Below are 24780 nucleotides of genomic sequence, written 5' to 3' on the forward strand. Positions count from 1 at the left end.
GGGGGCTGCGGCGGGACGTGCACGGTCCGGTGGACCGTGCGCGCCAGCTGCAGGGCCGGGTCACCGGCCCGGCGCGGCCTGCAAGGCGCGCCGAAGGCGCTTCGGGGGGGGCCATCACACTACGCCTTCGTACCAGCGCAGCTTGCGGCGGAGGGTGGCGTAGTAGCTCCAGCCGCGCGGATGAAGAAAACGAACCTTGTAGGCCGAGCGCTGCACCAGCACGCAGTCGCCGTGCTGCAGGCTGGCCAGGCTGTGCATGTCGAAGTGCGCCGAGGCGTCGCGGCCGGCGACCAGCGTGATGCGCACCGTCGCGCTGTCGGGCAGCACGATCGGCCGGTTGGACAGCGTGTGCGAGGCGATCGGCGCGAACACCAGCCCGGCGATGCCGGGGTGCAGGATCGGCCCGCCGGCGGACAGCGCGTAGGCGGTCGAGCCGGTCGGCGTGGCGATGATCAGGCCGTCGCAGCGCAGGTTGGCGACGAAGTCGTCGTCGACGTCGACCCGCAGCTCGACCATGCTGGCCGTGACGCCGCGCGCCACCACCACGTCGTTCAGCGACAGCGCCTCGTGGATCGGCTGGCCGTCGCGGAAGACCTGGCCTTCGAGCATCGAGCGATGCTCTTCCTCGTAGTCGCCGGCGATCAGCGTCGCGAGCGCCTCCTTGTACTGGCCCACCGGCACGTCGGTGATGAAACCCAGCCGGCCCTGGTTGATGCCGACCAGCGGCAGGTTGTGGCGCGAGAACTCGCGCGCGATGCCGAGCATCGTGCCGTCGCCGCCGACGACGACGGCGAAGTCGCAGCGTTCGCCCAGCGACTGCGCGTCGTGGGCGCCGAACTCGGCGATGCCGGTGGCCTCGGCGGTCTCGCGCTCGAAGGACACCGCGACGTCCTGCTGCTGCAGGAAACGCGCAAGCTCCAGCAGCACCGGGGCGATGCCCTGTGCCTGGTACTTTCCGACGATCGCGGCATGGCGGAACGGGGCCGGCATGCGGCGCATTACACCATAGGGAAAACTGCTCCCTACAATCCGAAACCATGCTCGACGACCGCGCCAAGACGCTGCTGAAAGCCCTCGTGGAGCGCTACATCGCCGACGGTCAGCCGGTGGGGTCGCGCACGCTGTCGCGCGCCTCCGGGCTGGACCTGTCGCCGGCGACGATCCGCAACGTGATGGCCGACCTGGAAGAGCTCGGCCTGATCGCCAGCCCGCACACCAGCGCCGGCCGCATCCCGACGGCGCGCGGCTACCGGCTGTTCGTCGACACGATGCTCACCGCACGCCCGATCGACCTGCAGACCGTCGCCCCGGAGCTGGCCGCCGCGCGCGAGCAGCTGCATCCCGACCAGCCGCAGCGTGTCATCGCCCAGGCGGCTTCGCTGCTGTCCAACCTGTCGAGCTTCGTCGGCGTCGTCAGCGCGCCGCGCAAGGCCGGGCTGATCCACCACATCGAGTTCCTGCGCCTGGGCGAACGCCGCGTGCTGGTGATCCTCGTCGCGCCCGACGGCGACGTGCAGAACCGCGTCATCTTCACCGCCCGCGACTACACCCAGGCCGAGCTGATCGAGGCCACCAACTTCCTCAACGCCCACTACACCGGGCTGGCGATCGAGGAGGTGCGCGAGCGCCTGAAACACGAGGTCGACGCGCTGCGCGGCGAGATCGCCCAGCTGATGCAGGCCGCGGTGCAGGCCGGCGAGGAGCTGGCCGGGCGCAGCGAGAACGTCGTCGTCTCCGGCGAGCACAACCTGCTGGGCGTGCAGGACCTGGGCCACGACATGGCCGGGCTGCGCCGGCTGTTCGACGTCTTCGAGCAGAAGACCGAGCTGATGCGGCTGCTCGACGTCAGCAGCCGGGCCGAGGGGGTGCGCATCTACATCGGCGGCGAGAGCCAGGTCGTGCCGTTCGAGGAGCTGTCGGTCGTCACCGCCCCCTACGAGGTGGACGGGCGCATCGTCGGCACGCTGGGCGTCATCGGCCCGACGCGCATGGCCTACGACCGCATGATCCGCATCGTCGACATCACCGCCCGGCTGGTGGGCAACGCGCTGTCCTCGCGCTGAGCGCGCGCCACGCAGACCGCCTGCGTGTGAGGGATTGCCGGCCCGGCGTTGAGAAATGTCAGCCCCGTGGGGGGCGAGCCGATACACGCTGCAACGGTGTGGCCGGTATAAACCGCGTTGAGCCGCGTGCAGCGAAGGCGCGGTCGCCATCTTCTCCGGCGCGGACCCGGCGCGACAGACGCCGTCCGCAGGCCAGTCTGGCGGGGGCGATCACCCGGTCTCCGCCACGGGAGTTCGGTTGTTCGTTCGCGTTCGTCGTCTCACGGAGCCTCGGTGCCCTGCGGTCTTCCATCCGCCCCGGTTCGCGCATGTCCTGGCGATGCTCGTGTTCGCCTTTGTCGCCGCCGGCAACGCGCTGGCGCAGGACCGCGGGCTGCGCGTCATCAGCGACGAGAACTACCCGCCGTTCCTGTTCCGTGACGCCGACGGCCAGGTCCAGGGCTATCTGGTCGACTACTGGAAACTCTGGCAGCGCCGCACCGGCGTGCGCGTCGAGCTGATCGCCACCGGCTGGGTCGAGGCCCAGCGGCGTGTGCAGGCCGGCGAGGCCGACGTCATCGACCTGATCTACCGCACCCCGGCGCGCGAGGCGATCTACGACTTCTCCTCGCCGCACGCGCAGCTGCCGGTCAACATCTACAGCCACGTCGGGCTGAGCGGGGTGAACAGCGTCGCCACGCTGAAGGGTCTGCCGGTGGGTGTGCAGGCGGGTGACGCCTGCATCGACAAGCTGCACGAGCACGGCATCGACTCGCTCGTCGAGTACGCCAACTACGACGCGCTGATCGCCGGCGCCAAGCGCGCCGAGGTGCGCCTGTTCTGTCTCGACCAGGCCCCGGCCAACTTCTACCTCTACAAGTTCGGCGCCGAACGCGAGTTCAAGCGTGCGTTCCAGCTCTACACCGGGCAGTTCCACCGCGCCGTGCGCAAGGGCGACAGCGCGACGCTGGCGCTGGTCGACCGGGGCGTCGCGGCGATCTCGCCCGAGGAGGACGAGGCGCTGCGCATCGCCTGGTTCGGCGAGCCGCTGCGCGGTGCGTCCTACGTCGACCAGCTGTGGTGGATCGCCCCCGGCGTGCTGGCGCTGGGCGGGGCGCTTCTGCTGTGGAACGTCTCGCTGCGCCGGCGCGTGGCCGGGCGCACCGCCGAGCTGCAGGACGCGCTGGGCGAGCTGCGCAACGCGCACGCGGTCGCCGAGTCGGTGCGCGCCAACCTGGCCGCGACGCTGTCGGCCATCCCCGACCTGCTGTTCGAGTTCGACGCCCAGGGCCGATACCTGGACGTCTATTCCGGCGGCAGCAGCACCCGGCTGCTGTACCGGGACTCCGACGAGATCATCGGCCGCCGCGTCGGCGAGGTCCTGCCCGCCGACGCCGCGGCGATCGTGCTGGAGTCGATCGCCGTGGCGCTGCGCGACGGTGCGGATTACGGCCGGACGATGGAGCTCGACATCGGCGGCCAGCCGCACTGGTTCGAGCTGTCGACCACGCGCAAGGCCACCGGCCACGTGCTGACCCTGTCGCGCGACATCACCCGGCGCCGCGCCGCCGAGGAGGCGCTGCTGCAGGCCCGCGAACGCGAGGTCATCGCCGAACGCGACCGCCGCCTGCGGGCGCTGAGCGACGCTGCGCCGCTGCCGATGCTGTACCTGCGCGGCGAGGTCGTCGAGTCGAGCAACGTCGCCTTCCGCGAGCTGTTCGGCGTCGACGAGCACGAACTCGGCAGCTTCGACGCCTGGTGGCGCCTGGTCTGCCCGGACGACGCCGCGCGCGAGGCGATGCAGCGCGCCTGGCGCGAGGCGGTCGAACGCGCGGCCCGCGAAGGCGGGCGCGTGCACGAGATCGAGTGCCGCGTGCGCGTGCGCGGCGGCCTCGACCTGGTGCTGCTGGCCGGTGGCCAGCAACTGGGCGACGGCATGGTCGTCACGCTCGCCGACATCACGCCGCTCAAGCGTGCCCAGGAGCTTGCCGAGGCCGCCAGCGCTGCCAAGAGCGCCTTCCTGGCGACGATGAGCCACGAGATCCGCACGCCGATGAACGCGATCATCGGCATGACCGCGCTGGCGCTGAACACCGAGCTCAGCCCGCGCCAGCGCGACTACCTGCAGAAGATCCAGTCCGCCGGCCGCAGCCTGCTGGCGACGATCAACGACATCCTCGACTTCTCCAAGATCGAGGCCGGCAAGCTCGAGATCGAGCGGCGCGAGTTCGACCTCGAGGAGGTCGTCGGCGAGGTCTGCGACCAGCTCGCCGCGCGTGCCGCAGCCAAGGGGCTGGAATTCGTCGTCGACCTCGGCCCCGAGGTGCCCCGCCGTCTCGTCGGCGACCCGCTGCGTCTGGGCCAGGTGCTGCTCAACCTGTGCGGCAACGCGGTGAAGTTCACCGAGTAGGGCGGCGTCTGCGTGCGCCTGCGCGTGCAGCGCCAGACCGAGGGCCAGGTGCTGCTGCGCTGCGCCGTGCAGGACAGCGGCATCGGGCTTGGCGAGGAGCAGCGCTCGCGCCTGTTCCAGAGCTTCCAGCAGGCCGACAGCTCGATCACGCGGCGCTACGGCGGCACCGGCCTGGGCCTGGTGATCGCCAAGCGCCTGGTGGAACTGCAGGGCGGCGAGATCGGCGTCGACAGCCAGCCCGGCGTGGGCTCGACGTTCTGGTTCACCGTCCACCTGGGTGTCGGCGCCGGGCGCGGCGCTCGCAACTGGGGCGACACCGCGCTGCGCGGCCGGCATGCGCTGGTGGCCGACGCCCATCCGCGGTCGCGCGAGGTGCTGGTGGCGATGCTGCGCGGCTTCGGGCTGCACGTCGCCGTCGCCGACGACTGGCCGCCAGCGGCCGCGATGCTGCAGGAGAGCGATGCCGAGGGCCAGGGTTTCGACGTCGCCGTCGTCGATCCGCGGCTCGCCGGCGGTGCGGCGCCCGAGGCGTTGCTGCAGCCCCTGGCGCTGGCGCGGCCGCCTCGGCTGGTGCTGGTGGCCGGCCCCGAGGGCGACCTCGACGTCGCCGAGACGCCGACGCTGGCGCTGCTGCGCCAGCCGATGACGCCGTCCCGGCTGCTCGACGCGCTGATGCGCCTGCTGGTGGCGCCGCGGCCCGAGCTGCCGCCGGCCGCCGCGCTGCCCGGTCCGGCCGCCGCCCCCGCGTCGCTGGCCGGGCGCCGCGTGCTGCTGGCCGAGGACAACGAGCTCAACCAGCAGGTGGCCGTCGAGCTGCTGTCCGAGCTGGGCCTGGTCGTCGACGTCGTCGACAACGGGCGCACGGCGGTCGAGCGGGTGCGCGAGCGCCGCTACGACCTCGTGCTGATGGACATGCAGATGCCCGAGATGGACGGCCTGAGCGCCACGCGCGCGATCCGGGCGTTGCCCAGCGCCGCCCGGCTGCCGATCGTCGCGATGACCGCCAACGCGATGGTCGACGACGTCCAGCGCTGCCTCAGCGCCGGCATGGACGGCCACATCGCCAAGCCCATCGACCCGCGCCGGCTGGCCAGCCAGCTGCAGGGCTGCCTGGAGCGTGGCGCCGAGCCGGTGCCGGCCGTGGTCGCGCCGCCGTCGCCGGCCCCCGCTCCGCCCGATCCGGGCGTGCTCGACATCGAGACCGGCCTGCGGCTGGCCGGCGGTCGGCGCGGGCTGTACGAGCGTCTGCTGCGCCGGTTTGCTGACAGCCGCGGCACGATTGCCGGCCGCGTCGGCGAGGCGCTCGCCGGCGGCGACCTGGCGGCGGCGCGCCTGGCCGCGCACACGCTCAAGGGCGGCGCAGCGCAGATCGGCGCGGCGGCCGTCAGCGCGCTGGCCGCGGTGCTGGAGCAGTCGATCCGGGCCGGCGTGCCGCTGGAGCAGCTGCAGGCCCAGCAGGCCGAGCTGGAGCGCGCGCTGGCGGCGCTCGACGACGCCGTGCGCGCCGCGCTGCCGGCGCCCGACGAGGGCTCCTAGAATCGCCGTCTTTTCGCGCGGGGCCGTTAGCTCAGTCGGTTAGAGCAGAGGACTCATAATCCTTTGGTCCGGGGTTCGAGCCCCCGACGGCCTACCAATGTCACGAGGCATGTCACCGTAGCGGCCACTCGGCGAGACAAGTCGCCTGTCGAGTTGCTTCCGGTGTCGGCGCAGTTGCCCGCTCGTGCGGACGCGCCATGCCCGGAACGGGATCAATGCGCCCCGGCAGCGTTCACGGTCTGCTGCGCATCGGCCAGCCGGTCGAGCAGGACGCTGAACTCCGGGGCGGTGTGACGAACATGGCCCGCATCCGCGCGCAGTCCCGCGCCATGGTCGCCGGCCGCGGTTCGGCGGGCGACAGCCGGAAGCCGCCTCGCCGGGCCGGTCTCGGCGAGCCCACTACCGCGCGAACAGCCGGCTCTTCCAGTCGACGACGCTAGCGCACAGCGCATGGTCGGCCTGCACGGCGCGGCGCTCGCCCAGCCCGGCGAACAACGCAGGTTTGAACACGCTGGCTGGCGTCGCGCGACGCATCCGAGCGGTGCCGACCATCCCAGACATCGTGCGACGGTTCGGTCTGCGGGCGTTCAGGCTGTCGCGTGCAATGCGCCGCTGCCGTGCACCGCGCATGAGGCCGGGAATCGAGTCGCCTGGCGACGGCTGCAGCCCATGCGTGGCGGAGAATCGGTCCAGCCCACCCGGATGCCTGCGCGATGCGCCGGTTGTCTTCCGGGGCGACCGATCGGGTGTCGAACGCAAGGCCGGCGTCGACCGGGCGACATCAGAAAAACAACATGAACCATCAAGCGCTTTCATCCTTCATCTGGTCCGTCGCCGACCTGCTGCGCGGCGACTACAAGCAGTCCGAGTACGGACGCGTCATCCTCCCCTTCACCGTGCTGCGCCGCCTCGATTGCGTGCTCGCGGCCACCAAGCCGGCCGTGCTGGCCGAGTTCGAGGCCAAGACCCGGCTGGGCGTGAACCCGGAGCCGTTCCTGCTTCGCAAGGCCGGGCAGAGCTTCTTCAACACCTCGCCGCTGGACCTGGGCAAGCTGCTCGGCGACCAGGACCACATCCGGCAGAACCTCTACGCCTACGTGCAGGGCTTCTCGCCGGCAGCGCGCGACATCTTCGAGCGCTTCGACTTCTTCACGCAGGTCGAGCGGCTGGCCAAGGCCAACCTGCTCTACCTCGTCACCGAGAGGTTCGCCCGCATCGACCTGCATCCTTCGGTGGTCGACAACGCCAGCATGGGCGCGGTGTTCGAGGAACTGATCCGCAAGTTCGCCGAGATCAGCAACGAGACCGCCGGGGAGCACTTCACGCCACGTGAAGTCATCCGGCTGATGGTGAGCCTGCTGTTCATCGAAGACGACGACGTGCTGACCCCCGGCAATGCGGTGGTGCGCACCATCTACGACCCGACGGCCGGCACCGGCGGCATGCTCAGCGTCGCCGGCGAGTACCTGCTGGAGCACAACCCGCAGGCCCGCCTGACGATGTTCGGCCAGGAGCTCAACGACGAGAGCTACGCGATCTGCAAAGCCGACATGCTCATCAAGGGCCAGGACGTGGCCAACATCGTCGCCGGCAACACGCTCAGCGACGACGGCCACGGCGGCCGCAAGTTCGACTACATGCTGTCCAACCCGCCCTTCGGCGTGGAATGGAAGAAGGTCGAGAAGCAGGTGCGGCAGGAGCACGAGCAGAAGGGCTACGACGGCCGCTTCGGCCCGGGCCTGCCGCGCGTCAGCGACGGCTCGATGCTGTTCCTGATGCACCTGCTGTCCAAGATGCGCCCGGCGCACGACGGCGGCAGCCGATTCGGCATCGTGCTCAACGGCTCGCCGTTGTTCACCGGCGGTGCCGGCAGCGGCGAGAGCGAGATCCGCCGCTACGTGCTGGAGAACGACCTGGTGGAGGCCATCGTCGGCCTGCCCACCGACATGTTCTACAACACCGGCATCGCCACCTACGTGTGGGTCCTGTCCAACCGCAAGCCGGAAGACCGCAGGGGCTACGTGCAGCTGATCGACGCCAGCGGCTTCTGGCAGAAGATGCGCAAGAGCCTGGGCAGCAAGCGCAAGGAGATGAGCGAGGCCCACATCGCCACCGTGACCCGCCTGTTCGGCGACTTCACCGAGGCGGAACTGGTCACCGTGCTCGACGCCGCCGGCCAGGCCCTGGGCGAGCCGTTGCTCGTCACCGGCACCGACACCCCGCCCGCCGCGCCCGAAGGCGGCCGGCTCAAGCGTGTGCCGATCTCGCGCATCTTCCGCAACCAGGACTTCGGCTACACCACCATCACCGTGGAGCGCCCGCTGCGTGACGAGGCTGGCGAGGTGGTCGTCGGTCTGAAGGGCAAGCAGAAGGGCAAGCCGCAGCCCGACAGCGCGCTGCGCGACACCGAGAACGTGCCGCTCGGCGAAGACATCGGCGCCTACTTCAAGCGCGAGGTGCTGCCCCATGCGCCCGATGCCTGGATCGACGACGAAAAGAGCAAGGTCGGCTACGAGATCCCGTTCAACCGCCACTTCTACGTCTTCGAGCCGCCGCGCAGCCTGCAGGCCATCGACGAGGAGCTGAAGGCGGTGTCGGCGCGGATCGTGGCGATGCTATCGGAGTTGGCGGAGTGAGGCTGCCCAAGTACCCGTCGTACAAGGAAAGCGGAATCGGATGGGTAGGTTGCATCCCGTCCCACTGGACGGTGATGCAGCTCGGTCAAGCATCAACCGAGCGCTGCGATGGCCCGTTTGGCTCAGGACTGACTTCGGATCACTACACCGACGAAGGTGCACTTGTTGTCCGACTTCAGAACATCAAGGCCGAGGGCTTCTATGCTGGCGAGCCGGCCTACATCGACGTCAGCTACTTCCGAAATGAGCTGACCCGTCATGCCGTTATCCCCGACGATCTGTTAATTGCGGGGCTCGGTGATGATCGGAATCTGGTCGGTCGTGCGTGCGTTGCGCCGGCAGGACTTGGCGAGGCGTTGGTCAAGGCAGACTGCTTCCGCTTTCGGCTAGACCAGAGCTTGGCTCTGCCAGCATTCGCCGCTCTCCAGCTCACCGCTGGGGCCGCCTTCGACGCTGGCTCGCTTGCCGGCGGTACGACTCGCTCTAGGATCCCTCTCGGCGCCATGGCCTCGCGAAAGATCGCCCTGCCTCCGATGAACGAGCAGTGTGCGATTGCGAGCTTCCTTGAGAGCGAGACTGCCAAGATCGATGCGCTGATTGCGGAACAGGAAAAGCTCATCGCGCTGCTGGCCGAGAAGCGCCAGGCAACCATCTCGCACGCCGTCACCAAGGGCCTTGACCCCAGCGCCCCGATGAAAGATTCCGGGGTGGCATGGCTGGGGAAGGTTCCTGCTCATTGGGTAATCACCAGGCTCAAGTTCATAGCGAAGGTTCAAACGGGTATTGCAAAAGGAAAAGATACTGCTGGCAAGGAGACGATTGACGTGCCTTACTTGCGGGTTGCGAACGTACAAGACGGGTTCCTTGCGCTGGATGATGTCGCCACCTTGGCTATAGAGCCGGAACAGTTGATGCGCTACCGACTCCTGCCGGGTGATGTGCTGATGAATGAGGGTGGGGACTTTGACAAGCTCGGCCGGGGTGCTGTCTGGCATGGCGAGATTCCAGATTGTGTCCACCAGAATCATGTCTTTGCGGTTCGGCCGCATGGAGTCAGTGCCGAGTGGCTGAACCAAATCACCAGTTCGCACCACGCGCAGTTCTATTTCATGTGCCGGTCCAAGCAGAGTACCAACCTTGCGTCGATTTCCTCGACAAACATCATGGATCTGCCTGTTCTTCTGCCTCCCGTTGATGAGCAATATGAAATTCTGGCGTTCATCGCAGAAGAGACCGGCAGGCTTGATGCGCTGAGGGCTGCGTCAGACAAGGCAATAGCCTTGCTGCGGGAGCGCCGCTCGGCCCTCATCGCCGCCGCCGTCACCGGCCAAATCGACGTCCGCAACGCATAAGAATCACAAGATCAGGGAGAGAACAATGAGCCACACACTCACGGCCAAAGAGCAGTCGCTGGCCAAGATCTTCAGCGACGAGTACGTCGTCACGATTCCCGTCTACCAGCGCCCCTCTGCGTGGGGACGGGAGCCGGCCCAGGAACTGCTGGACGATCTGCTCGGCGCGCCGGCGGGCTGTGCCTGAAGGCCACGGCAAGCTGGCACGCGGCTCCGCTGCACAGCGTGCCCGGTCGTCGCTTGCCAACGGCCTCCTCATTGGCGATATTCGTGATTCGCGAATAGCGAAGTTCCGCTTCCCTGCCCGATGGACCTGAAACCGCAAGACCTTCTGGTGCTGCTGAAGGTGGCCGCGAACCCCGCTCAGCGCTGGACCTACGCCGCGCTGGGCGAAGCCCTGGTCATGAGCGCCTCCGAGACGCACGCGAGCGTCAAGCGTGCCGTCGCGTCCGGCCTGGCCGTGGCACCGGCGCGCGGCGAGTGGTCGCCAGTCCGGCCGAACCTGCTGGAGTTCGTCCTGCACGGGGTGCGCTACGTCTGGCCGGCGACGCTGGGGCCGGTCAAGCGCGGTGTTCCGACGTCGATCGGCATGGAGCCGCTGGCCAGCCAGATGGCGGTGGCGCCGGGCGATGCACCCGTCTGGGCACATCCCACCGGCAATGCCAAGGGCCCGACGCTGTCACCGCTTTACCGGACCGCGCCTCAGGCCGCCCTCGCCGACCCGGCGCTGCATCGTTTGCTGGCCCTGCTGGATGCCTTGCGGGTGGGGCGGTCGCGCGAGCGCGCCTTGGCCGCCAGTCTCATGGAATCCGAGCTGAGCCAGCCCGGCCAGGAGCGCGCCGATGCGCGCCGATGACCCGAACCTGCCCCAGCTTCGCCAGGTTGCCGAGGCCCTGGGCGACTTGAAGGAGCAAGTCGTGTTCGTCGGTGGGGCCGTGGCCGGGCTGCTGGTGACCGACCCGCTGGCCGACAGCGTGCGCGCCACCCGCGATGTCGATGCGGTGGTGAATGCCAGCCGGGTCGTGTTCCACCGCATCGAGGCGACGGTCGCCGAGCGCGGGTTTGCGCGGGACGTCAGCAGCGACGTGATCTGCCGGTGGGTGCACAAGGCGTCGGGCCTGATCTTCGACTTGATGCCGGTGCAGCCGGACGTGCTGGGCTTTTCGAACCGCTGGTACCCCTACGCGGTCGAAACCGCCGAGCCCGTAGATCTCGGCAATGGCATCACGATCCGGCGGGTCAGCGCCGTGGCCTTCGTCGCGACCAAGCTCGAAGCCTTCGGCAGCCGAGGCGGCGGCGATTTCATGACCAGCCATGACCTCGAGGACGTGCTGAACATCGTCGACGGGCGCGAGGAACTGGGCGAAGAGATGGCCGCCGCGCCAGCCGAACTTCGGCAGGCTGTTGCCGCGGCCCTTGGAACGCTGTTGAAGCACCCGGACTTCGCGAACGTGCTGCCGGGCCTGCTGGCCGAGCCAGAGCGCGCTGGCCTCGTCATGGAACGCCTGAAGACCTTGAGTCTATGAATCTGCACCAGGAGCATCACTTCGAAGCCGAGATCTGCCAGCACCTGGGCGCCCACGGCTGGCTGTACGCCGAAGGCGATGCGGCCCATTTCGATCGTGCCCACGGCCTGTTCATGCCCGACCTGCTGGCCTGGGTGCAAGCCACCCAGCCCGAGAGCTGGCAGCGCCTGAACAAGACCCATGGCGCGGCCCTGCCCAAGGTGCTGGCGGAGCGCGTGCGCAAGAGCCTGAACGAGCGCGGCACGCTGGACGTGCTGCGCCGGGGCGTCGAGATGCTGGGCCTGAAGGAGGCCTTGTCGTTGGCGCAGTTCAAGCCGGCGCTGGCCCTCAACCCGGCCATCCAGGCCCGCTACGCCGCCAACCGCCTGCGGGTGGTGCGGCAGGTCACGCATTCGCCGAACAACCCGAAGGCCGAGCTGGACCTGGTGCTGTTCGTCAACGGCATCGCGGTGGCGACTGCCGAGCTGAAGAGCGACTTCACGCAGAGCGTGCACGATGCGGTCGACCAGTACCGCTTCGACCGGCATCCTCAGCCCAAGGGCGGCGTGGCCGAGCCGCTGCTCGGCTTCCCCGGCGGCGCGCTGGTGCACTTCGCGGTCAGCCAGTCGGAAGTCATGATGACGACCCGCCTCGCCGGGCCGGCCACCACCTTCCTGCCGTTCAACCGCGGCCACGCCGGCGGTGCCGGCAACGCGCCCAACCCGGACGGTTATGCGACCGCCTATCTCTGGGAGGAGGTCTGGGCGCGCGAGAGCTGGCTGGACATCCTGCACCGCTACTGCATCGGCAAGCGCGACGACAAGAAGCAGCTCAAGGCGGTCGTCTTCCCGCGCTACCACCAGCTCGACGCCACCCGGCGGCTGGTGGCCGATGTCATGGCCCACGGGGCCGGGCAGCGATATCTGATCCAGCACTCGGCCGGCTCGGGCAAGACCAACTCGATCGCCTGGACCGCGCACTTCCTGGCCGACCTGCACGACGCCCGACACCAGAAGCTGTTCGACAGCGTGCTGGTCGTCTCGGACCGCAACGTGCTGGACGCACAGCTGCAGGAAGCCATCTTCGACTTCGAGCGCACCACCGGCGTGGTGGCCAGCATCACCCATGAACACGGCAGCAAGAGCGCCCAGCTCGGCCAGGCGCTGAAGGACGGCAAGAAGATCATCGTCTGCACCATCCAGACCTTCCCGTTCGCGCTGGCGGCGGTGCAGGAGCTGGCGGCCACCGAGGGCAAGCGCTTCGCGGTCATCGCCGACGAGGCGCACAGCTCGCAGACCGGCGAGTCGGCCGCCAAACTCAAGCAGCTGCTGTCGGCCCAGGAGTGGGCCGAGCTGCAGGACGGCGGTGAGGTGGACACCGAAGCCCTGCTGGCTGCCCAGATGGAGGCTCGTGCCAACACGAAGGGGCTGACCTACGTCGCCTTCACGGCGACGCCCAAGGCGAAGACGCTGGAGCTCTTCGGTCGCCCGGGGCCGGACGGGCGGCCGGAGCCGTTCCACGTCTATTCGATGCGGCAGGCCATCGAAGAGGGCTTCATCCTCGACGTCCTGAAGAACTACACCAGCTACAAGCTGGCCTTCAAGCTGGCGCACGATGGCCAGGAGTACGACGAGAAGCAGGTCGAACGCAGTGCGGCGATGAAGGGCATCATGCAGTGGGTCCGGCTGCACCCGTACAACATCGCGCAGAAGGTGCAGGTCGTCGTCGAGCACTACCGCGAGAACGTGCAGCCGCTGCTGGCCGGGCAGGCCAAGGCCATGGTCGTGGTCGGCAGCCGCAAGGAGGCTGTGCGGTGGCAGAAGGCGATCCGGGCCTACATCGCCCGGCGCCAGTACTCGCTGGGCGTCCTGGTGGCTTTTTCGGGTGACGTGGATGACCCCGAGAGCTACCTCCAGCCGGTCTCCGAGACCAGCAAGGAGTTGAACCCGGGCCTGAAGGGCCGCGACATCCGCGACGCCTTCAACGAGCCCGACTACCACCTGCTGCTGGTCGCCAACAAGTTCCAGACCGGCTTCGACCAGCCGCGGCTGTGCGGCATGTACGTCGACAAGATGCTGGGCGGCATCCAGGCGGTGCAGACGCTTTCGCGACTCAACCGCGCCCACCCTGGCAAGGACACGACCTACATCCTCGACTTCGTCAACGATCCCGGCGCCATCCTGAAGGCATTCAAGACCTACTACGAGACCGCGGAGCTGGAGGCTGCGACCGACCCTCATCGGGTCTACGACCTCCGGGCCAAACTCGATGCCACGGGCTTCTACGATGACTTCGAGGTCGACCGCGTCGCCCAGGTCGATCTCGACCCGCAGGGCACCCAGAAACAGTTGGACGCGGCGATCGCCCCCGTGGCCGACCGGCTGCTGAAGCGGTACAAGTCTGCGCAGTTGCAGAAGGCGGCGGCCGAGGCGGGCGCCGACGACAAGGCGGCCGCCGCAGCCAAGGACGCGCTCGAAGCCCTCGTGCTGTTCAAGAACGACCTCGGCGCTTATGTCCGGCTCTACTCGTTCCTGAGCCAGATCTTCGACTACGGCAACACCGACATCGAAAAGCGCTTCCTGTTCTTCAAGCGCCTCATCCCCTTGCTGGACTTCGGCCGCGAGCGCGATACGGTGGACCTGAGCAAGGTGGTCCTGACGCATCACACGCTGAAAAGCCAGGGCAAGCAACCGATGGCACTGGACCAGGAGGGCCGCTACAAGCTGCCGCCGATGGATGCGGTGGGCAGCGGCTCGGTGCAGGAGAAGCAGCAGGCCTATCTGGTCGAGATCATTCAGAAGGTGAACGGCCTGTTCGAGGGCGAGCTGACCGACGACGACCAGTTGGTCTACGTGAACGGCGTGCTCAAGGGCAAGTTGCTCGAGAACGAGCTGCTCATGCAGCAGGCTGCCAGCAACAGCAAGGAGCAGTTCTCAAGCTCGCCTGACCTGAGCAAGGCGCTGATGGACGCCATCATGGACGCGTTCGACGCGCACCAGACGATGAGTTCTCAGGCGCTCGGCTCGGAGCGGGTGCGGCAAGGGCTGCGCGACATCCTCTTGGGGCCGGCACAGTTGTATGAGTCGCTGCGCGCTCGGGCGGCGGGATGAGCAGCCGGAGCGCGTTCTGGGGCGCTGACCTGCCCGCAGATCCGTAGCGTCAGTCGCGCCGTCACCTCGGCACCGTCGCCGGGCCTTCGACCGGCACCAGAACCAACTCGCTCGCCTTGTCCAGCAGCCAGCTGCTGAACACGAAGCTGCAGCGAATCTCCTCGCCCAGCGGCAGGTCTTGGCCCAGCGTCATGCGCATCAGGCGGAAGCCCTGCCGTTCACCCCGCCGGATCGGCGCGATCGCCGGCCCGGCCTTGCGCTGCTGGAAGCTGAAGCGCGGCGCGTAGCCTTCGCGTGCGTCGGGCGGGCGGCACACGACCTCGGTGAGCGGCCCGCCGGTGAACAGGTGCCGGTGGTCGTCCGGGTCGGGATAGAACTCCCACTGCAGGGTTTGGCGCTGCGTCGCTGCCGGGATCGTCATGCGCAGCACCCGCGTGTCGTCGATGCGCTCGATGCGCCAGGTGCTGCCCGCCGGTGGCGTCGTCCACGGGAAGGGGCCCAGGTCCGGCACCTGCGCCAGCGCTCGTGCCAGCACCGCGTTGCGGGCCGCATAGGCCGCGGCTACGCACGCGGTGTCGGCGCCGCAGGCGTTGCGCTCGCGCAGCCAGCGGCGCTGCGTGCGGCGCAGGCTGCGGTCTTCCTCCCAGCGTTGGGTCAGCGCGCTGTAGGCCGCCGCCATGCGCGCATCCGCCCGGGCCAGGTCGGGGTCGGCGCAGACCAGGCGCTCGACGGGCGTGCGCGCGCGCTGGCAGTCGAAGCCGGGTTGCGCGTCGGCGCGCGGGCCGGCGTCTTGGGCCCGGGCCGTCGCCGACAGCAGCAACAGGCCGAAGAGAGCAAGCAGCGAAGAGGGCGTGGAGTTCATCAGGGTGTGGTGTTGCGAGTGTTCGAGCTTCTTGCCGAAGCAGCGGCCAGCCAAGGGGCGCCGGTCAGGCCGCTTCTTCGACCGCTTCCACCCCCACCCACGCCCGGATCTGCGCCAGCTCGTCGGCGTCCAGCACCTTCTGCTCGCGCTCGCACAGGAACTGCACCTGGTTCACCAGCCGCGAGCCCAGCGTCGGCACGCTGTCCTGGCCCTGGCCGAAGACGTGGCCGTTGAGCTGCATGCCGCGCACCAGGAAGCTGACGTCGCGCTGGCGCACGCGGATGCCGGCCGTCTCGTGGCAGCGGCGGCAGACCTGATGCGCGGTGGCCGCAGCCTCGAAGCCGCGTTCGGCCAGCAGCTCCGACAGCGTGCGCAACACGAGCTGCAGGTCCTGCGGCGCCAGCATCGGTGCGCCGGTCAGCGCGCACACCTCGCGCACCACGGCGAAGGTGGCGCCGCGGCCGTGCCAGGGCGACTCCGGGTCCTGCTCGACGGCCGCGGCCTCGATCTCGTGGCGCGCCGGGTCGACGATGCGCCCGCCCGAGCCGCTCACCCACAGCAGCCGCGCCAGCCCGAGCGAACGGAAGAAGGCCTTGAACGTGCCGCCGCCGTTCCAGTTCTCCATGATGTCCGGGTGCTCCTGGCGCAGCCGCGACGCCAGCATGCCGGCGCTCACCGGCAGCGCCGACTCGTCGACCGTGGCCCAGATGCGGGTGGCGATCAGGCCCAGTTCGTCGCCGGTGGCCGGGCGTGGCGTCTCGCGCGCCGGCTCGGGCCGCGGCGCGGCGGCGGCACGCGCTTCGCCGGTGTCGGCCACGGCTTCGGGCGCCGGCTGCGCCAGCGCCAGCGCGTCGCGCAGGAACACCCGTTCGTCGATCAGCAGGTCGGCCGAGGCCTGGTAGGCCGCCGACGGGAAACCGATCGCCAGCACCGTGGTGCGGCGGTCGTAGCGGCGCAGCTTGCGCAGCACCGGCGTGAAGTCGGCGTCGGCCGAGAAGACGATGAACTCGTCGCAGCGGGTCTCGTGCTGCAGCAGGTCGACGATGTCCAGCACCATGTGGATGTCGGTGCTGGTCTTGCCCTGGCTGGTCACCGGCGGGCAGTCGACGATCTCGAAGCCGGCGCGCAGGAAGGCGTGGCGGTAGGTCTGGTACCAGTTCGGGTTCAGGTAGCAGCGGCGCACCAGCAGCCGGCGGCGCTCGCCGTCCTCGTGCGGCTCGGGCAGCGCCAGCGCGCTGGTCAGCCAGCCGATCCACTCGGAGGGGTGACGCGCGAAACGTTCGGCGGCGTCGGGCTGCAGCTGGCGCAGCTGCGAAAACACGTTGTCGAAGTCGACGAACAGGGCGCTCTTCATGGCGGCGGGGGCTCCCGGATGCGCGGGCGGCCGGCAGGTTAGCCGATCCGCCGCCGCCTGAGGCGCCTCACGGCCCGGGCGGCGGCTCCCAGAGCTCGATCTTGTTGCCTTCGGGGTCCCCCACCCAGCCGAACTTGCCGTACTCGGAGTCGTCGGTCTTCTCCGGCACCTGGCAACCTTCGGCACGCAGGGCCTGCAGCAGCGCGGCCAGGTCGGCGACGCGTTTCATCCTGGCCTCTGATCGATTGCCCCGCAGACGCCGCGCAGGGTGGGCAGCGGGTGCCGGTCTGCCATCCCCGAGGTCGGTGCGGGGACACGGGCCGGGGCACCACCACGGCTGCGCCTCGCGACGCGGCGTGCGGCCTCAGCGCGGGGTGTGCCGCAACGCCCACTCGCGCCGCAGCAGCCCGTAGATCGCGCTGTCCGACACCTCGCCGGCGACGATCCAGCGCTCCCGCAGCCGGCCTTCGAGGCGGAAACCCAGCCGCAGATGCCGGCCGCTGTGCAGCGCCTGCAGGTCGCTGTCGATCGCTTCCGGCGCCTGCGCCGTCAAGGTCCACGGCGGCGTGCTCCAGAAGCGCATCACGCGCGGGTCCGCGAAGATCGCGAAGACCACCTCGGCGTCGTCGGCGCGGTAGGCGCGCAGCGTCAGGCGCTCGGTCTGCAGCGGCAGCGCCGGAAAGCGCGTCATGGCTGCGTCATCGGCAGCTCAGGGTTTGCGGTCCGCCGGGTGGTGCACGCCGTCGCTGACCGGCACGTTCTCGATCAGGAACGGGTCGATGCCTTCCAGGCAGCCGACGTTGTAGCCGTACTGGTCGGGGCGCGAGCGCCGCTGGTGGTGGGTGTAGATGCCGCAGCGCGAGCAGAAGTGGTGCTTCGCGACACGGGTGTTGAACTGGTAGAGCGTCAGCGCGTCTTCGCCCTGCACGATGCGGATCGCGTCCAGCGGCACCGAGCCGACGACGGCGCTCTTGCGCCGGCAGATCGAGCAGTTGCAGCGCCGCGGGTCGACGATGCCGTCGGGCAGATGCAGCTCGAGCACCACGGCGCCGCAATGGCAGGACAGCCGATGGCGGGTTTGCACCAGCACGCCGCCGACGGACTGGATCGTTCTGAGCTGGCTCACGGCGCCTCGCGAAATGAGGGGAAGGCGCGCTGATCACAGGCGCCGGCGGGCCGCGGTCTCAGGTCGTCAGCTGCACGGCGCGCCCGATGAACAGCACCGGGCCGGTCGGGCGGTCCAGCGGCGAGCCGCCTTCGGGTTCGAGCGTGATCTCGAACAACTGCTCGGCGCGCATGCCTGGCAGGCGTTCCAGCGGCAGCGCCACTTCACCGCCGGCCCGCAGCAGGCCCAGCGAGCGCGGGCCTGGCGCGCCCGGCGCCTTGGTCCAGAACTGCAGGCTGCGGCCTTGCGGCGGCGTGTCGCCCGGTGCGACCGGCTGCAGCCGCAGCTGGCCGCGGCCTTGCGCGTCGACACGCACGTCGACGAGCCAGCCGTTGCCGCCGCCTTGCGGCGCCTGCAGCACCGCGACGTAGCGTTCGGCCGGAGCCTCGGGCCGGGTCAGCACCGCGCTGCCGAGCAGCACGCTGGCGGCCAGTGCTGCGCCGCTGAGCGACTGCCAGAACACCAGCCGCTGCCACCAGCCGGGCGCGCCCGCGGGCCTTGGCCGGGCGGCGGGCGCCGCCGGGCCCAGCCGGGCCTCGATGGCTGGCCACAGACCGGGCGGCGGCTCCACCGGCGGGGCGTGCCGGGCCAGCGGCAGCAGCCGGTCCTGCCACCCGGCGACCTCGGCGCGCAAGGCCTGATCGCCTGCCAGCGCAGTCTCGAAGGCGCGCCGCTCGTCCGGCGCGAGCGTGCCGAGCACGTACTCGCCGGCGGCGGCACTGCGTTCGTCGGGTGTGTCGAGCTTCATGCCAGACACTCCCGCAGCGACAGCAGGCTGCGCCGGATCCAGGACTTGATCGTGCCCAGCGGCGCGCTCAGCTGGCGCGCGATCTGCTCGTGCGTGTAGCCGTCGACGAAGGCGTGCAGCACGCAGGCGCGGCGGTCGGCGTCCAGGCGGTCCAGGCAGCGCTCCAGGCTCGCTGCGTCCAGCGCCGGCTCGTCGGTGGCAGGCAGGCGTTCGGCCAGCCCGGCGAGCTCGTCCGGCTCCAGGGCTTCCACCGGCTCGCCGCTGCGCACGACCTTGATCGCCTGGTGGCGCACGACGGTGTAGACCCAGCCGCGGCCGGAGCCGAGCGCCGGGTCGAAGGTCGCCGCGCGCTGCCAGATCTGCAGGAACGCGTCCTGCAGCACGTCTTCGGCCACAGCCGCGTCGCGCACGATGCGCCGCGCCACACCCAGCAGCCATCGCCCCTCGCGCTCGTACAGCGCCCGCAGCGCAAAACGTTCACCGCGCGCGCAGGCCTGCAGCGCGGCGTCGTGGTCGAAGGCGTCTGAACGGACGGGCATCGGCGACCTCGTGCCCGGGCCGGGAACCCGGGTCGAGGCGATTCTAGGCAGCGGCTCCGAGCGCGTGCAGCGCTCAGACCGGCTTCCAGAAGATGTAGTCGGCCTGGTAGCCGACGACTTCACGCTGGCCGGCCGTCATGGCGTCGCAGGTCCTGGCCGGGGCGACGCCGCCGCGCGTGGCGACACGCTGCACGTGGCTGACGCCGGCCAGCGGGCCTTGCATCGGCGCCGTGGCCTTGACGAGCTGCAGCGGGATCGAGCCGGCGGCCGCCGGTGCCACGGCGAGCTGGCTGCCGGTCAGGCGCTGGCCGTCCGCCGTCTCCCAGGTGGCCGGCGGGCCGTAGTAGCGGCCCACGGCCTTGCCGTCGCGCGCGCGCAGCTCGGCGTCGGGGCCGACGAACGCCCATTCGTGGCCGGCTCCGCCGGTCTTGGCGCGGCACTCGTAGGTGATGCGGCCGACACCCACCGTCTCCCAGACGACGCGGTGGCCGGCCGGCACCTGCACGGCCGCGGGCAGCATGCCCTGGTCAAAAGCAGGTGCGGCGGTCCTGGCCATGCCGCCGCAGGCGGCAAGCGTGAGGGTCAGGCCCAGGGCGGTGATGGCGGTCAAGGCGGTGTGCATGCAGGAGTCTCCGGTGCTTGGTCCAGGTGGGGCCGGTGCCTTGGGGCGCCGGCCGAGGCCGATCGTTTCGGCTCTCGTCAGGGACTAGCCGCCGGATGCACGCTTGGATGCAGCGGAGAAAGAAATATTTCCGCCAGGGGCCATGCGGCGTGCGGTCAGGCGCGCACGCCGGCCCTGCGGCGCGGTGCCGCACCGCAGTGGCCGCCGCCGGCGGCTGCAGGCCGAGCGTGCCGCAGCGTCACACGGCCGCCCGGCCTCAGAAGGTCTGCCAGTCGTCGTCGGCGGTCTCGGCCTTGGCGGTCGTGACCGGCGCTGCCGCGGCGACCGGCGCCGGGCGCGCCGCGGCCGGACGGGGCGCCGCCGGGCGTTGTGCGGGGGGCGCCGTCGGCGTCGTCACCGCCGGGGCCGCGGTCGGCGCCGCCGCCACCGCGGGCGCCGCGGCCGTTCGGCCGGCGACGCGGAACACCGCCACGGCGTCGACCAGCTGGCGTGCCTGGGTGCGAAGGCTCTCGGCGGCGGCGGCGCTCTCCTCGACCAGCGCGGCGTTCTGCTGCGTCGCCTGGTCCATCTGCGCCACGGCTTCGCCGACCTGGGCGACACCGTCGCTCTGCTCGGCGCTGGCGCTGCTGATCTCGCCGACGATGTCGGCCACGCGGCGGATCGACGCCAGCACGTCCTGCATCTTCGCGCCGGCCTGATGGACCAGCGCATTGCCGCTGTCCACGCGTTCGACGCTGGTGCCGATCAGCGACTTGATCTCGCGTGCCGCCTCGGCCGAGCGCTGCGCCAGGATGCGCACCTCGCCGGCGACGACGGCGAAGCCGCGGCCCTGCTCGCCGGCACGCGCCGCCTCGACGGCGGCGTTGAGCGCCAGGATGTTGGTCTGGAACGCGATGCCGTCGATGACGTTGATGATCTCGGTGATGCGGCGCGAACTCTCGCTGATGCCGTCCATCGTCTGCACGACCTGGCCGACCATCTGCCCGCCTTCGGTGGCGACGGCGCTGGCCGCGGCGGCCAGCTGGTTGGCCTGCATCGCGTTGTCGGCGTTCTGGCGCACCGTGGCGTTGAGCTCCTCCATCGACGCGGCGGTCTGCTGCAGCGCGCTGGCCTGCTGCTCGGTGCGCGCCGACAGGTCCGCGTTGCCGTGCGCGATCTGGTGGCTGGCGGTGGCCACGCCGTCGGCCGACTCGCGCACCTCGGCGACGATGCGTGCCAGGCTGGCCTGCATGCCGGCCAGGGCCTGCAGCAGGCGCGCGGTCTCGTCGCGGCCCTCGGCGACGATGGTCGCCGACAGGTCGCCGGCGCCGATCGCTTCGGCGGTGCGCACGGCGCGTTCGATCGGCCGCGTGATCGACCGCGTCGCGACGATGGCGAAGCCGGCGCCCAGCAGCGTGGCCAGCAGCGCGCCGATGGCGATCGTCCACTGGCTGCGTTCGGTCGCCGCGGCGAGCCCGGCCTGGCTGGCCTCCAGCAGCTCCTGCGAATGCGCGGCCACCGCGTCCAGCGCCTTCTGGTAGTCCTGGGCCACCGGCAGCAGCAGGGTGTCGACGTCGGCATACACCGACTCGCCGCGTTCGACCCGCTCGTTGAGCTCGCGGCGCACGTCGGTGTAGCGCACGCGCACGTCGGCGACCTTGGCGATCAGCGCCTTGCCTTCGGCGTCGTCGACCATCGCCACTAGCGCCTTGTGCACCACCGCGGTCTCGGTCGAGATCTGCTCGACGTCCTGCTTCATCTGGGCCTGCAGCGCCGGGTCGGAGCTCTTCAGCGAGGCCGAGACCTTGGTCCAGCTGATGCGGAGGTTGGTCGCCCACTGGCTGGCGAGCTTGCTGCGCTGCTCGTCCTTCTGCACGATGGCCTCGCTGGCGGCGCGCAGCTCGCCGAGTTGCCAGATGGCCGCCGCCGCGACGGCGACGGTGATCGTCAACACGAGCCCGAAGGCCAGTCCGAGGCGGGCGCCGATGCGCAATTGGTTCATGCTGCTCCAGAAATGCTCGGTGAACGGCGTGAGCGTCGACTGGCGGACGCCGCAACCACTGCCTTCGGTATCGGCGCAGCCTTGACGCACTTCATGCGCGCGGACCGAAGTGGGGGTCGAGCGTGAATTCCTGCACGCCCGAAATCCACGAAAAGCATGCAGTCAATGAAAACGCAATTGCTTGCGGTGGCGTTGTGGCTCGCGATGCTTGAGCAATGTCATGCGATGCAAGCGGGAATCCATGATGTCCTCGGCGCAGCCGAGCGCGTACCGTGTCCGCGTTGGAACCTGCGGAGGTGCCCATGAGCCTGGAGACCCCCTTGTCCACCCGCAGCCTGGAGGCCGGCGCCGTGCTGGCGCAGGCCCAGCCGTGGCAGAGCTTCCCGGTGACGCTCGATTCGGCGGCGGTGTCGGTGATGACCGACCTCACGCAGGTCAAGGCGGCCACCGTCGCGCCCGGCGCGACGCTGCGCCAGGCCGAGCAGACGATGATCTACCAGGGGGTCCGGCTGCTGTTCGTCGTCGCCGAGTGGCCGGCGATCGAGGGCCTGATCACGAGCACCGACCTGCGCGGCGAACGTGCGCTGCGTCTGGTGCAGGAACGCGGCCTGCGCTGGGCCGAGATCACCGTCGGTGACGCGATGACGCCGCGTTCGCGGCTCGACGCCATCGAGCATTCCCGGCTGCAGGGCGCGCGGGTGGGCCATCTGGTGGCCACGCTCAAGCGCCTGGGGCGCAACCACCTGCTGGTGGTCGACGGCGGCGGCCCGGGCGTGCCGCCGCGGCTGCGGGGGATCGTCTCGCGCTCGCAGATCGAGCGCCAGCTGGGCCGGCCGGTCGACGTGGTGCCGGTGGCGACCAGCTTCGCCGACCTGCCGCAGATGCTGGCCTGAGCCGGCCGCGCCCGCGTGTTACTGGGCGCGCGTAACCTGCGGCGCCTTGCTCACGCGCACCTTGCCGCCGGTGGTCACGATGATGACCGCGTCGCCGGGCTGGAGGTTCTCGTTGCCCTTGGCCTGCACGATGGCGCGGCGTTCGCCGCTGCGCAGCTGCACGAGGATCTCGACCGCGTCCTCGCGCGTGCCCATGCGCTCGACGGCGTTGCCGACGACGGCGCCGGCCACCGCGCCGAGCACGCCGACGGCGACGCTCTCGCGCCGGCCACCGACGCTGGAGCCGGCGATGCCGCCGATCACGCCGCCGCTGACGCCGCCGATGCCGCTCTGCGAGCCTTCGACGACGACCGGCCGGGTCGACAGCACGGTGGCGTCGATGACGGTGCTCATGCGCTGCGCGTCACCGGGGCTGATGACGTCGGGGCTGGTGGTGGAACAGGCCGCCAGTGCCAGCACGGCGGCGGCGGCGATCAGGCGCTTCATCGCGGGGAACCTCCTCATGACAGTGCAACGTCCCCGGCCGGGGCGCGTTGACACGCCGATGGTGCCGCAAAGCCGCGCCGTGGAAGGCGCGGCTGAAGACCGGAGGCGGTAAAGATACGTTGCGCGCCGCGGCGTCGCGGCGGCCGTTCAGCCGTGCAGCCGGCTGCTGCGAGGCACCGAGGCCAGCAGGAAGTCCATCTGGTCGGCGACGATGCGCCGGCCGCGCAGGATCATGTCCTCGTGCAGGCTGGGCACGTAGGGCAGGTACAGCAGCGTCATGTGCGCCTCTTCGGGCAGGCGGTCGGCCTTGTGGCCGTTGCAGCCGCGGCAGGCGGTGATGCAGTTCATCCAGCTGTCGGCACCGCCGCGCGAGACCGGCACGATGTGCTCGCGCGTCAGGTCGTCGAACGCGAAGTGGCCGCCGCAGTAGGCGCAGATGCCGCGGTCGCGCACGAACAGCTTGTGGTTGGTGATCGCCGGCGTGTGCCGCCAGGCGCGGCTGGGGATCGCGCCGCGCACCGCGATGATCGGGTGCACCTCGATGCGCGACTGCAGCCCGGTGGCGCGCTGGATGCCGCCGCGCAGCACCTGGAAAGCCTTGCCCAGCGTCCAGGCGATGCCGTCGCTGGCATAAAGGACCGCGGCCTCGCGAGGCGTGATCCACGCCTGTGGCCGACCCGACACATCGAGTTGCAGCACATCCATGAACGGGCAGCGTAAACAAGATCCGTGCCCGTCGCAACCACGCTTTGATGACAGGCAGGGGGGGCTCGCGACCCTCTAGGGACTTTCCCGGGGCAATGCCCCCAATGGCTGGTCGGCGCAAGCCCGAATCGGCAAAATAGAACGATCGTTCGATTTTTTGCCCATCGAAACTTGGCCTCTTCCACCACCTCCCGCCAGCCGTCGGCGAAATCGCTGCAGAAGGGTCAGCAGACCCGCGCCGCGATCCTCGACGCGGCGCTGGGCCTGGCCTCGCACATGGGGCTGGAGGGGCTGTCGATCGGCACGCTCGCCGAGATGATGCAGATGAGCAAGTCGGGCGTCTTCGCCCACTTCGGCTCGCGCGAGGAGCTGCAGATCTCGGTCATCCGCGAGTACCACACGCGTTTCGAGGAAGAGGTCTTCTTCCCGGCGATGGCCGAGGCGCGCGGCCTGCCGCGGCTGCGGGCGCTGTTCGAGCGCTGGATCCGTCGCGTCTCGGTCGAGCTGGACTCGGGCTGCATCTACATCAGCGGCGCGGTCGAGTTCGACGACCGGCCCGGCCCGGTGCGCGATGCGCTCGTCTCGATGGTGCGCGCCTGGCACCTGGCGCTGCAGCGCGCGATCGCGATGGCCGTCGAGGAAGGCCATCTTCGTCCCGAAACCGACCCGTCGCAGCTGCTGTTCGAGATGCACGGGCTGATCCTCGCGCTGCACCACGATGCCCGGCTGCTGCGCAACACCGGGGTGCTCGACCGCGCGCGGCGCGGTTTCGAGCGCCTCGTCGCCGACTGGCAGCCGCCGGCGGCCCCCGAAACGCGGACCTGAATTCCGTCT

Annotated in this window: 23 protein-coding genes and 1 tRNA gene; 12 read left to right on the forward strand and 12 right to left on the reverse strand. The window is 70.1% G+C overall.

Going from position 1 to position 24780, the window contains the following annotated elements:
* Positions 1 to 114 precede the first annotated feature (114 nt).
* Positions 115 to 990 carry an NAD kinase gene (locus LOC65_RS17910; protein WP_230248539.1) on the reverse strand — a complete coding sequence of 292 codons (876 nt, stop codon included), beginning with the start codon at positions 988 to 990 and terminating at the stop codon, positions 115 to 117.
* A gap of 47 nt (positions 991 to 1037) precedes the next feature.
* Here LOC65_RS17910 and hrcA point away from each other — a divergent pair, with 47 nt between their 5' ends.
* The 10 genes from hrcA (at position 1038) to LOC65_RS17960 (ending at position 14591) form a co-directional block, all read left to right on the forward strand.
* Positions 1038 to 2063, forward strand: a complete 1026-nt coding sequence (hrcA, locus tag LOC65_RS17915) for a heat-inducible transcriptional repressor HrcA (RefSeq protein ID WP_230248541.1) — start codon at positions 1038 to 1040, stop codon at positions 2061 to 2063.
* 319 nt (positions 2064 to 2382) lie between these two features.
* Positions 2383 to 4452, forward strand: a complete 2070-nt coding sequence (locus LOC65_RS17920) for a transporter substrate-binding domain-containing protein (RefSeq protein WP_230248542.1) — start codon at positions 2383 to 2385, stop codon at positions 4450 to 4452.
* A gap of 12 nt (positions 4453 to 4464) precedes the next feature.
* Positions 4465 to 5988 carry a response regulator gene (locus LOC65_RS17925; RefSeq protein WP_230248543.1) on the forward strand — a complete coding sequence of 508 codons (1524 nt, stop codon included), beginning with the start codon at positions 4465 to 4467 and terminating at the stop codon, positions 5986 to 5988.
* 20 nt (positions 5989 to 6008) lie between these two features.
* A tRNA-Ile gene (locus LOC65_RS17930) sits at positions 6009 to 6085 on the forward strand.
* Positions 6086 to 6782: 697 nt separating this feature from the next.
* A complete protein-coding gene (locus LOC65_RS17935) occupies positions 6783 to 8624 on the forward strand; it encodes a class I SAM-dependent DNA methyltransferase (RefSeq protein ID WP_230248544.1) in 1842 nt (613 codons plus the stop codon).
* 74 nt (positions 8625 to 8698) lie between these two features.
* Entirely contained in the window at positions 8699 to 9976 is a 1278-nt protein-coding gene (locus tag LOC65_RS17940) for a restriction endonuclease subunit S (RefSeq protein WP_230248546.1), read from the forward strand.
* 25 nt (positions 9977 to 10001) lie between these two features.
* Positions 10002 to 10163 (forward strand): DUF262 domain-containing protein, encoded by a 162-nt coding sequence (locus LOC65_RS17945; RefSeq protein ID WP_230248548.1) that lies wholly within the window; start codon positions 10002 to 10004, stop codon positions 10161 to 10163.
* A gap of 120 nt (positions 10164 to 10283) precedes the next feature.
* Positions 10284 to 10832 (forward strand): hypothetical protein, encoded by a 549-nt coding sequence (locus tag LOC65_RS17950; RefSeq protein WP_230248549.1) that lies wholly within the window; start codon positions 10284 to 10286, stop codon positions 10830 to 10832.
* Entirely contained in the window at positions 10819 to 11502 is a 684-nt protein-coding gene (locus LOC65_RS17955; RefSeq protein ID WP_230248550.1) for a hypothetical protein, read from the forward strand. Before LOC65_RS17950 ends, LOC65_RS17955 begins: the two co-directional genes overlap by 14 nt.
* On the forward strand, positions 11499 to 14591 hold the full coding sequence (locus tag LOC65_RS17960) for a type I restriction endonuclease subunit R (RefSeq protein ID WP_230248551.1): 3093 nt from the start codon (positions 11499 to 11501) through the stop codon (positions 14589 to 14591). The genes LOC65_RS17955 and LOC65_RS17960 overlap by 4 nt, the downstream gene beginning before the upstream one ends.
* 61 nt (positions 14592 to 14652) lie before the next feature.
* On the opposite strand, the gene LOC65_RS17965 is transcribed toward LOC65_RS17960, so the two are convergent.
* The 9 genes from LOC65_RS17965 to LOC65_RS18005 all read right to left on the reverse strand — a co-directional run bounded on the left by LOC65_RS17965 (position 14653) and on the right by LOC65_RS18005 (position 21862).
* Positions 14653 to 15453 (reverse strand): lysozyme inhibitor LprI family protein, encoded by an 801-nt coding sequence (locus tag LOC65_RS17965; RefSeq protein ID WP_230248552.1) that lies wholly within the window; start codon positions 15451 to 15453, stop codon positions 14653 to 14655.
* Positions 15454 to 15517: 64 nt separating this feature from the next.
* Entirely contained in the window at positions 15518 to 16807 is a 1290-nt protein-coding gene (locus LOC65_RS17970; RefSeq protein WP_230248553.1) for an NYN domain-containing protein, read from the reverse strand.
* Between the two features lie 67 nt (positions 16808 to 16874).
* Positions 16875 to 17036, reverse strand: a complete 162-nt coding sequence (locus LOC65_RS17975; protein WP_230248556.1) for a VOC family protein — start codon at positions 17034 to 17036, stop codon at positions 16875 to 16877.
* 135 nt (positions 17037 to 17171) lie between these two features.
* Positions 17172 to 17498 (reverse strand): GNAT family N-acetyltransferase, encoded by a 327-nt coding sequence (locus tag LOC65_RS17980; protein ID WP_230248557.1) that lies wholly within the window; start codon positions 17496 to 17498, stop codon positions 17172 to 17174.
* An 18-nt stretch (positions 17499 to 17516) separates the two neighbouring features.
* Entirely contained in the window at positions 17517 to 17894 is a 378-nt protein-coding gene (locus LOC65_RS17985; RefSeq protein ID WP_230248755.1) for a GFA family protein, read from the reverse strand.
* 97 nt (positions 17895 to 17991) lie between these two features.
* The gene (locus LOC65_RS17990; protein ID WP_230248558.1) at positions 17992 to 18720 is read right to left on the reverse strand and encodes an anti-sigma factor domain-containing protein; all 729 of its coding nucleotides are present in this window, start codon (positions 18718 to 18720) and stop codon (positions 17992 to 17994) included.
* On the reverse strand, positions 18717 to 19259 hold the full coding sequence (locus tag LOC65_RS17995; protein WP_230248560.1) for a sigma-70 family RNA polymerase sigma factor: 543 nt from the start codon (positions 19257 to 19259) through the stop codon (positions 18717 to 18719). Before LOC65_RS17995 ends, LOC65_RS17990 begins: the two co-directional genes overlap by 4 nt.
* A 73-nt stretch (positions 19260 to 19332) precedes the next feature.
* Positions 19333 to 19881, reverse strand: a complete 549-nt coding sequence (locus LOC65_RS18000) for a DUF3455 domain-containing protein (RefSeq protein ID WP_230248562.1) — start codon at positions 19879 to 19881, stop codon at positions 19333 to 19335.
* Positions 19882 to 20137: 256 nt separating this feature from the next.
* Complete coding sequence (locus LOC65_RS18005; protein ID WP_164963399.1) at positions 20138 to 21862, reverse strand: methyl-accepting chemotaxis protein; 1725 nt, start codon at positions 21860 to 21862, stop codon at positions 20138 to 20140.
* 302 nt (positions 21863 to 22164) lie between these two features.
* Between LOC65_RS18005 and LOC65_RS18010 the strand changes: the two genes are divergently transcribed.
* On the forward strand, positions 22165 to 22755 hold the full coding sequence (locus LOC65_RS18010; protein ID WP_029718678.1) for a CBS domain-containing protein: 591 nt from the start codon (positions 22165 to 22167) through the stop codon (positions 22753 to 22755).
* Positions 22756 to 22773: 18 nt separating this feature from the next.
* On the opposite strand, the gene LOC65_RS18015 is transcribed toward LOC65_RS18010, so the two are convergent.
* Positions 22774 to 23241, reverse strand: a complete 468-nt coding sequence (locus tag LOC65_RS18015; protein ID WP_009858336.1) for a glycine zipper 2TM domain-containing protein — start codon at positions 23239 to 23241, stop codon at positions 22774 to 22776.
* Between the two features lie 147 nt (positions 23242 to 23388).
* A complete protein-coding gene (locus LOC65_RS18020) occupies positions 23389 to 23946 on the reverse strand; it encodes an HNH endonuclease (protein ID WP_164963398.1) in 558 nt (185 codons plus the stop codon).
* 171 nt (positions 23947 to 24117) lie between these two features.
* On the opposite strand from LOC65_RS18020, the gene LOC65_RS18025 reads away from it, so the two are divergent.
* Positions 24118 to 24771 (forward strand): TetR/AcrR family transcriptional regulator, encoded by a 654-nt coding sequence (locus LOC65_RS18025; RefSeq protein WP_009858338.1) that lies wholly within the window; start codon positions 24118 to 24120, stop codon positions 24769 to 24771.
* Positions 24772 to 24780 lie beyond the last annotated feature (9 nt).

The sequence above is a fragment of the Rubrivivax sp. JA1055 genome (assembly GCF_020966565.1).
GTDB classification, from domain to species: domain Bacteria; phylum Pseudomonadota; class Gammaproteobacteria; order Burkholderiales; family Burkholderiaceae_C; genus Rubrivivax; species Rubrivivax benzoatilyticus.